This is a genomic window from uncultured Campylobacter sp. (genome assembly GCF_938030685.1).
Taxonomy (GTDB): Bacteria; Campylobacterota; Campylobacteria; order Campylobacterales; family Campylobacteraceae; genus Campylobacter_B.
Genome location: NZ_CALHHX010000172.1, coordinates 1 through 6,980, shown reverse-complemented (window position 1 = coordinate 6,980; position 6,980 = coordinate 1). Strand labels below are relative to the sequence as shown.

The 6,980-nt window shown below is 49.1% G+C and carries 6 protein-coding genes; 4 read left to right on the top strand and 2 right to left on the bottom strand.

The window, feature by feature from the left end:
* Positions 1-1,206 (top strand): DMT family transporter (locus Q0369_RS07885; RefSeq protein ID WP_298098334.1); only part of this gene is annotated, 1,206 nt, incomplete at its 5' end.
* Here the strand turns inward: Q0369_RS07885 and Q0369_RS07880 are convergent.
* Both Q0369_RS07880 and Q0369_RS07875 read right to left on the bottom strand, forming a co-directional pair.
* Entirely contained in the window at positions 1,150-1,953 is an 804-nt protein-coding gene (locus Q0369_RS07880; protein ID WP_177388780.1) for a metal ABC transporter permease, read from the bottom strand. The genes Q0369_RS07885 and Q0369_RS07880 overlap by 57 nt on opposite strands.
* Complete coding sequence (locus Q0369_RS07875; protein WP_298098331.1) at positions 1,946-2,713, bottom strand: ABC transporter ATP-binding protein; 768 nt, start codon at positions 2,711-2,713, stop codon at positions 1,946-1,948. Before Q0369_RS07875 ends, Q0369_RS07880 begins: the two co-directional genes overlap by 8 nt.
* Positions 2,714-2,812: 99 nt before the next feature.
* Between Q0369_RS07875 and Q0369_RS07870 the strand changes: the two genes are divergently transcribed.
* From Q0369_RS07870 to Q0369_RS07860, 3 genes are read left to right on the top strand one after another with little or no spacing between them, the layout of a single operon-like run.
* Complete coding sequence (locus Q0369_RS07870) at positions 2,813-3,721, top strand: bifunctional 2-polyprenyl-6-hydroxyphenol methylase/3-demethylubiquinol 3-O-methyltransferase UbiG (protein ID WP_298098327.1); 909 nt, start codon at positions 2,813-2,815, stop codon at positions 3,719-3,721.
* Positions 3,684-4,556 (top strand): cytochrome c peroxidase, encoded by an 873-nt coding sequence (locus Q0369_RS07865; RefSeq protein ID WP_298098325.1) that lies wholly within the window; start codon positions 3,684-3,686, stop codon positions 4,554-4,556. Before Q0369_RS07870 ends, Q0369_RS07865 begins: the two co-directional genes overlap by 38 nt.
* Positions 4,546-6,966 carry an EAL domain-containing protein gene (locus Q0369_RS07860; RefSeq protein WP_298098323.1) on the top strand — a complete coding sequence of 807 codons (2,421 nt, stop codon included), beginning with the start codon at positions 4,546-4,548 and terminating at the stop codon, positions 6,964-6,966. The genes Q0369_RS07865 and Q0369_RS07860 overlap by 11 nt, the downstream gene beginning before the upstream one ends.
* Positions 6,967-6,980 lie beyond the last annotated feature (14 nt).

Sequence of the window (6,980 nt, the reverse complement as noted above, 5' to 3'; positions counted from 1 at the left end):
GCTCATACGCCGCAGAGCTTTGGATTGAAAAATTTTAAGGCGCGGAATTTTGCGAAGAAATCTAATTCGGCAGAGAATTCTAGCTCCGCTCGAAGCTTAAATTCCGCGCAGAATTTCGATTTCGCGCAAAGCTCTAATTCTACGCAGAGCCCTACTGCCGCGCAAAATTCTGCCTCTACGCAAAACTACACGAAAAGCTCGAATTCTGCGCAGAGTTTCGGGCAAAATTCCAATTCCGCGCAAAGCCGCGCGCAAAATCCCGTTCCGCCTAGCAGGCTGTGGGATCTGGGGCTACTTTTCGTGGCGATCGTTTGGGGATGCACTTTCGTGCCGGTTCAGCGCGCGCTGCATAGTGGCGACGTTTTCAGCTTTTTGTTTTGGCGCTTTTTGGCGGCGAGCATTTTTACCTATCTCGCCTGCCTGCGCTTCGGCGTCAAATTTGACCGCGGCACGATAGGGCGGGGCGTGTTTTGCGGACTGATGCTGTTTTGCGATTTTTCGTGCCAGACCATAGCGCTTGATTATGCGCTCTCCTCGACGGTGGCGTTCATTTTGGGGCTAAACGTCGTCATCGTGCCCTTTTTGATGCTTGCATTTTTTGGCAAAAAGGTCGGTGCGAGCGCCTTTGGCGGTGCGGTCGTGGCGCTTTTGGGGCTGTATTTTTTAAGCGGAGCAAGCGGCGCGGTGGGATTTGGCATAGGCGAGCGGCTGACGCTGATTTCGGCGTTCGCATACGCGCTTCACATCGTATTTACGGGCGTCTGCGCTCGCAAAAGCAATCTCTACGGCTTTGTGATCGTGCAGTTTATCTGCGTCTGCGTCTGCGCGCTGATCGCGGCAGTTTTCGCTCCGCACGCGGAATTTGAAGGCGAGATAAAGGTACTTGGAAATTTGATCTTTTCGCCGAGTTTCGATTTTGTTTTCGCGCTGGTTTTAACCTCGATCTTTGCCACCGTCGCGGCGTTCGTGATCCAAACGATGGCGCAAAACCGCGGCGTAAGCGAGATAAAAACGGTGCTGATTTTCGCGCTGGAGCCCGTAAGCGCGGGCATTATGGGGTATGCTTTCGGCGAGAAGCTAGGCGCGCTTCAAATTTTAGGCGCGGCGCTGATACTCGCAGGCATCCTGCTTAGCGAGCTGGGCGGGCTTTTAGGCGCGAAGTTTACTAAAGATCGAGCTTGCGAAAAAGCAGACCGAGGCGACTAGGATTATCGAAGCGCCGCTGGTTAGATTGAGCTTAAAGCTCAAAATAAGCCCCGCCGCACAGAAAAGCGCCGATAGCGCGCAGCTTATCGCCATCATCGAGCCTAGGCTTTTTGAAATTTTTTCGGCGATGAAGGGCGGGATCGTCATCAGCGAGATTACTAAGATTAGTCCTACGATCTGAATCGACGCGACCACCGCGAGGCTCGCCATCACTACGAGGACATAGTAAAAGACGCTCGTATTTACCCCGCGCAGCAGAGCAAATTCCTTATCGAAGCTGATTGCTAAAAACTGCCTGTAAAAGCACGCCGTAAGCGCCGCAAATGCCGCGCCGCAAATGCCGATGAAGATTAAATTTTCGTGATTTATAGCTAAGATCGAGCCGAATAAAAAGCTCATCAGATCGGATTTGTATCCAGGCGTGAGATCGGCGAAGATTATCCCTAGCGCCATTCCAAACGCCCATATCGCGCCGATTACGGCGTCGAAGCGCTCGGTGTTTCGCAGCGTGACGTAGGCGATGAGTAGCCCCAAAAACAGCGCAAATACGCTAGCTCCCAGCACGGGCGAGATACCTAAAAATAGCGCGATGCCGATACCGCCGTATGCGCCGTGCGCGATGCCACCTGCTATGAAGCTCATGCGGTTTATCACGACTAAAGAGCCCACGACGCCGCAGACTATGCTGACTAAAAGCCCGCCGAGTAGGGCGTTTCGCATGAAATCGTAGGATAGAATTTCAGCCATTTTTGTCCTCCTCGCAGCAGCATTCGTTAAGCGCGAGATCAACGGCGCAGAAGTGCCCGTGCTCGCGCCTAAGGTGATCTAAAAATTCCGCTCTGCTTCCGGGATCGATCTCGTGGGTGTGCGCCGAGCCGTTTGCGACGTAAAGTGCGCGGTTTGCGTAGTTTAGCGCAAGCTGCACGTCGTGGCTGATTAAAATTATGCCGCAGCCGCTCTCGTTTAGGGATTTTAAAAGCTCGTAAATTTGAACCTGCCCCATCGTGTCGATGCTCGCTAGCGGCTCATCAAGAAGTAAAATTCTAGCCTTTGCGCACAGCGCCCGCGCTATGTAAACGCGCTGTCTCTGCCCGCCGCTAAGCTCGCTGATACGGCAGCCGGCTAAGCTCTGCATGCCTACGCGCTCCAAGGCCTGCATGGCTTGCTCGCGCTCGGATTTGGAGTAGAAGCCTAAAATTTTCTTATCTATCAGCCCCATTAAAACGACTTCGAGCACGCTTATGGGAAAGCTTTTGTTTATCGCGATGAACTGCGGTACATAGCCCATTTGCGCCCTGGCAAGCGCGGGCGATCTGCCTAAAATTTCGATCGTGCCCGAGCTTGGTTGCAATAGCCCCAAAAGTAGCTTTAAAAGGGTGCTTTTGCCGCCGCCGTTGGGCCCGAAAATCGCTAAAAAATCGCGCAGCTCGTAGTTTAAGTTTATATCTTTTAAAATTTCGCGTTTTTCGTAAGCAAAGCTTAAATTTCTTATCGTCACGTCCGCCATGAACGCCCTTTCGCCTAGATTTTGAAAGCATTTATTATAGCCCAAATTCGGAAAAATTGCCAAATTTTGCTATTATTACAAAAAATTTAAGGGCGAGCGGTGGAGAAAATCGGCGAAAAACCAGATGAAAATAGCTGGGATAAAAAGTCCGAAAGTTACGCCAAATTTAGCGGCGAGCTAGGGGATTTTGGCAAGCGGGTGTTTGAGATACTGCGCGGCTGGGGCGTGAGCTTTGCGGGCAAAAGCGTGCTCGACGTGGGCGCCGGCACGGGGGTTTACTCGCTGTATCTCGCGTCGCTGGGCGCCAAGGTTACGGCGATCGATAGCTCGGAGGGGATGCTGCGCGAGCTAAGGCGTAGCGCAGAGGAGTTTGGCATTAGCTTGCAAAACGTATTAAATTTAAGCTTTGCGGAGTTTTGCGAGCGGCTGAGCCGCGATGGTTTTGCAAATGCGGCGGATGAAAATTTTAAAATTTATCCACGCTCGAAAAGTAAAATTTCAAACTCGCAAACTCAGGAAGCGCAGGCTTTAAATTTAAAAGACGCTGTGAGCAAAAGCCGCGAGAGCGAAAATTTTAAAATTCCCGCAGTTTTTGACATCGCGTTTCTTACTATGAGCCCCGCGCTAAAAAGCACGGAGGATTTTGGGGCGTTTTTAGCTTTGGGCGAGCGAAAAATTTATCTAAACTGGGCGAGCGAGCGCAATTCATCGATGCTAGCGCCGCTGTTTGAGCGCTTCGGCGCAGGAGCTAAAAGACTTGCTACCGCCTCCGAAAAGTTTGAGGCGCTGCTAAAGGCGCGCGACATCAAGTTTAAAAGCGAAATTTTAACTGAAAAGCGCGAGCAAAAACGCAGTCTGCAAGAAGCTGTGCAAAACGCCGCGTGGCACCTGCATATGGACGGCGCGGAGGCTAGCGAGCGCAAGATCGAGGAGATTTTGAAAAAGCGGGCTAAAGACGGGGTGATAAGCGATGAGATCGAAGCGAGCTTTAAGCTGTTTTATATTTAGCCTGGCGCCGCTTTTGGGGCTTTGCGGCAATCTTTTCTCGCCGCTTGAGATGCCTAAATATGACCCACAAAAGGCTCGTCTGGGCGCAAAAATTTTTACCGATGTAAGATTTAGCGGCAAAGGCCGCTCCTGCGAGAGCTGCCATAACTTCTATCTAAACGATTCGGGCGCTTCGGTGCGCGATGGACGCGTGCCTACGCTAATAAATTCTTATTATTTTGACCGCTACTTGGGCGATTATAATTTCGCGGGCTTTGAAGCGCGGATCGCGGCGTCGGTCTTTGGCAAGAACGAGCTTGATGCGAGCGAAGATAGAATTTTAGAGCTTATCAGGAAGAATTTAGCCTACAAGCAGGCTTTTGAAAGTGCTTACGGCGAGGCGAATACGGCAAACTTCATTGATGCGCTGAAGGAATTTTTAAAGTCCAAAACGGCGATAAATTCCAAATTTGACCAATTTTTGCGCGGCGAGGTTAAGCTAAATGATACCGAATATAACGGATATGTGCTTTTTGTGCGGCTATGCTCGGCATGTCACAACGGCGTTAGCCTAGGCACCGGCAGCTTTACTAAAATTCGCCCAAGCGCGGAAGAGGAGGATGTGCCTAGGCATAGGCTCACTTCCGATGGATTTGAGCTGCGCCGCGTGCCTAGCTTGCGCAATATCACGCAAACCGCGCCTTACGTAAACGGGCAGACGGATTTGCGTCTTGCGGTGCGGCAGATCGCAAAGGATCTGCTAAAATACGATCTTAGCGATGGGGAGCTTGATGCTTTGATGAGCTTTTTAGCTACGCTTAAAGGCGATATGACGGAGGCGCAGGATGAAAGATAAGATAATGTGGGCTTTGATGGTGGGGATTATGATATTAGGCATAATCATCGCCAGGAATTATTTCTCGTCGCTAAGAGATGTAACGAGATTTAGCACGATTTCGCGCGAGCTAGCTTTGATCGATAACGCCGATAACCGCTTAAATATATTATTTGATGCAAAGATCGCAAGAAGGGACTTTTCGATTGCAAATGCCGATATGCGCGGCATCTATCAGGTGCTGCAAGCTCTACAAAAAGACAAAATCATCGATAAAATCGGACTTAGCAGCGATGTGCGCGCGATCGGAAGCGCTTTTAGCGATAAAATTTCACTTTTGGACGAGCTCGGGGCTTTAAATTCGCAAAATTTAATCCTTTTTCAAAGTCTGCAGCAAAAATTTTTATCCAGTGGCGCAAATGCGCAAAGAGCAAATCTCTACTCTCAAATTTTAGGGCTTAATTATAAAAATCGCTCCGAGATCTCTGCTTTAAAAAGTGCGCTAGAAAGCGCAGATGCGTCAAGCCCCGACGAAGCTGCGTTTATAGGAATCGCACGGCAAATTTTAAGGAATTTCGAGCGTCAAAATATCATTGTAAGCGATAATCTCTCGTTGCTCAACGAGCGCTTCGCAAGCCTGCGCGAGCGATTTTCTTACGCTAGCGAGGAATTCTACGGCTCGTTTATGCAAATGACGATGCTTTACACGGCGGTATTTTTGTCGTTTTTACTGCTTACTTATATCATAAATTCCGATGCTTTGCGTAGCAAACGCGCCCTCGCACCCTATAGCGCGCTATGCGAGCAAGCAGGCGAAGCGATAGTTTTAGCAGATCAGAGCTTTAAAATTTTATACGCTAATAAAAGCGCGCTTAGCTTAAGCGGCTACGAACAAAGTGAGCTGGAAGGAAGCGATCTTGGAGTTTTGATGCCCAAAGATAAAGGGATCGAACTTCCTGGGATAGTAAATAAAAGCGCCAAAGATACGCGCCTACTACGTAAAAACGGAGAGCTAGCCGATGTGAGCCTAAGGCTAGCAAATATCGCTGCTGCATCCAAGCCGCCGCTATATGCGCTTTACGCTCATGACATCGGCGAGCGCGAGATTATGAAGCTAGCTCTTGCGAGCGCGAAGGAGAGCTTAAACAATCAAGTCTATATCGATCATCTTACGGGCCAGGGCAACGAAGCAGCGCTATATGAGCTAATAAACGCCGAAAAAACGGGCGTAGCAATCTACATCACTATCGTAAATTTTGCAAATTTGCGACTTTTTTACAAGGCAGAAACGACAAATGAAATTCTGCGCTCCTTTGCGCGCACGCTTGCAATGTGTATCGAATCGCACGAGATCAAAGCTAGTATCTTTCGCATCCAATCGGATGAGTTTTGCCTATTTTACGAGGGACTAAATGTCGCGCGCGACGTGGAGATCATAAACAAATATTTCACCGATAAAGTTTTTAATCTCCATACCACCGAGGGCTTTGCCTCCGCGCCTTTAAATATCACGATGGGCGTGAGCGAGCGTGCAGATGTAGCGGGCGGCGCAAATAGGGTCTTTCAGGCGGTTATGGCGATGTATGAGGCGCAGAGCAAAAACGAGCACGTGGGCTTTTATTCGCGCCCAAATGCTATTGAGGAAAAATATCTGCAAAATCAGATTATGATCAACACCATTCAAAATGCGATCAAGAAAAATCAAGTCTTTGTGCTTGTTCAGCCCATATTTGATATCACCCACCGCGATCCTAGCGGCAACACATACGGCACCGAGGGTGGTGATTATGTCCCGTTAGTATATGAAATTCTAATCCGCCTAATCGATCGTTCGGGCAAGACGCGCTGCCCAGGTGAGTTTATCGACATCGCAAAGCAAACCTCGCTCTACATCCCGCTAACTCAGGTAGTAATAAACGAAGCCTTTCGCTTGCTAGACCGCTTTGCAGGGACTTGCTTTAGCATAAATCTTTCATATTTTGACATCGCAAACGAAGGTATCAAGGAGCTTTTAGAGCGCAAGCTCGCATCCAGCCCAAACGCTTCAAATTTATTTATTGAAATTTTAGAAAGCGAGGAATTCGACGATTACGAGAGTCTTAGAAGCTTCATCGCCGTAGCCAAAAACTACGGCTGCAAGGTCGCGATAGACGATTTTGGCAGCGGATACTCCAACTACTATAGAATTTTAACGCTTGACGTGGATTACATAAAGATCGACGGAGCGCTCATCAAAAATATCGCAAACGACAAAAACTCGCGCGCTATCGTCGAAACTATCGCTAACTTCGCGCGCAAGCAGGGCTACGAGCTCATCGCCGAATACGTAGAAAACCACGAAATTTCAATCATCTTAGAAGAGATGGGGATTAAATATATGCAAGGCTACTTCTACAGCAAGCCGATGGAGCCTTCGAGGATAAAATTCTAATCTCATCTCGCCGC

Bases quoted from the DNA above. Each gene is read 5' to 3' on its own strand.
- Q0369_RS07860 (WP_298098323.1), top strand. From the start codon at position 4,546: ATGAAAGATAAGATAATGTGGGCTTTGATGGTGGGGATTATGATATTA.
- Q0369_RS07875 (WP_298098331.1), bottom strand. From the start codon at position 2,713: ATGGCGGACGTGACGATAAGAAATTTAAGCTTTGCTTACGAAAAACGC.
- Q0369_RS07880 (WP_177388780.1), bottom strand. From the start codon at position 1,953: ATGGCTGAAATTCTATCCTACGATTTCATGCGAAACGCCCTACTCGGC.
- Q0369_RS07865 (WP_298098325.1), top strand. From the start codon at position 3,684: ATGAGATCGAAGCGAGCTTTAAGCTGTTTTATATTTAGCCTGGCGCCG.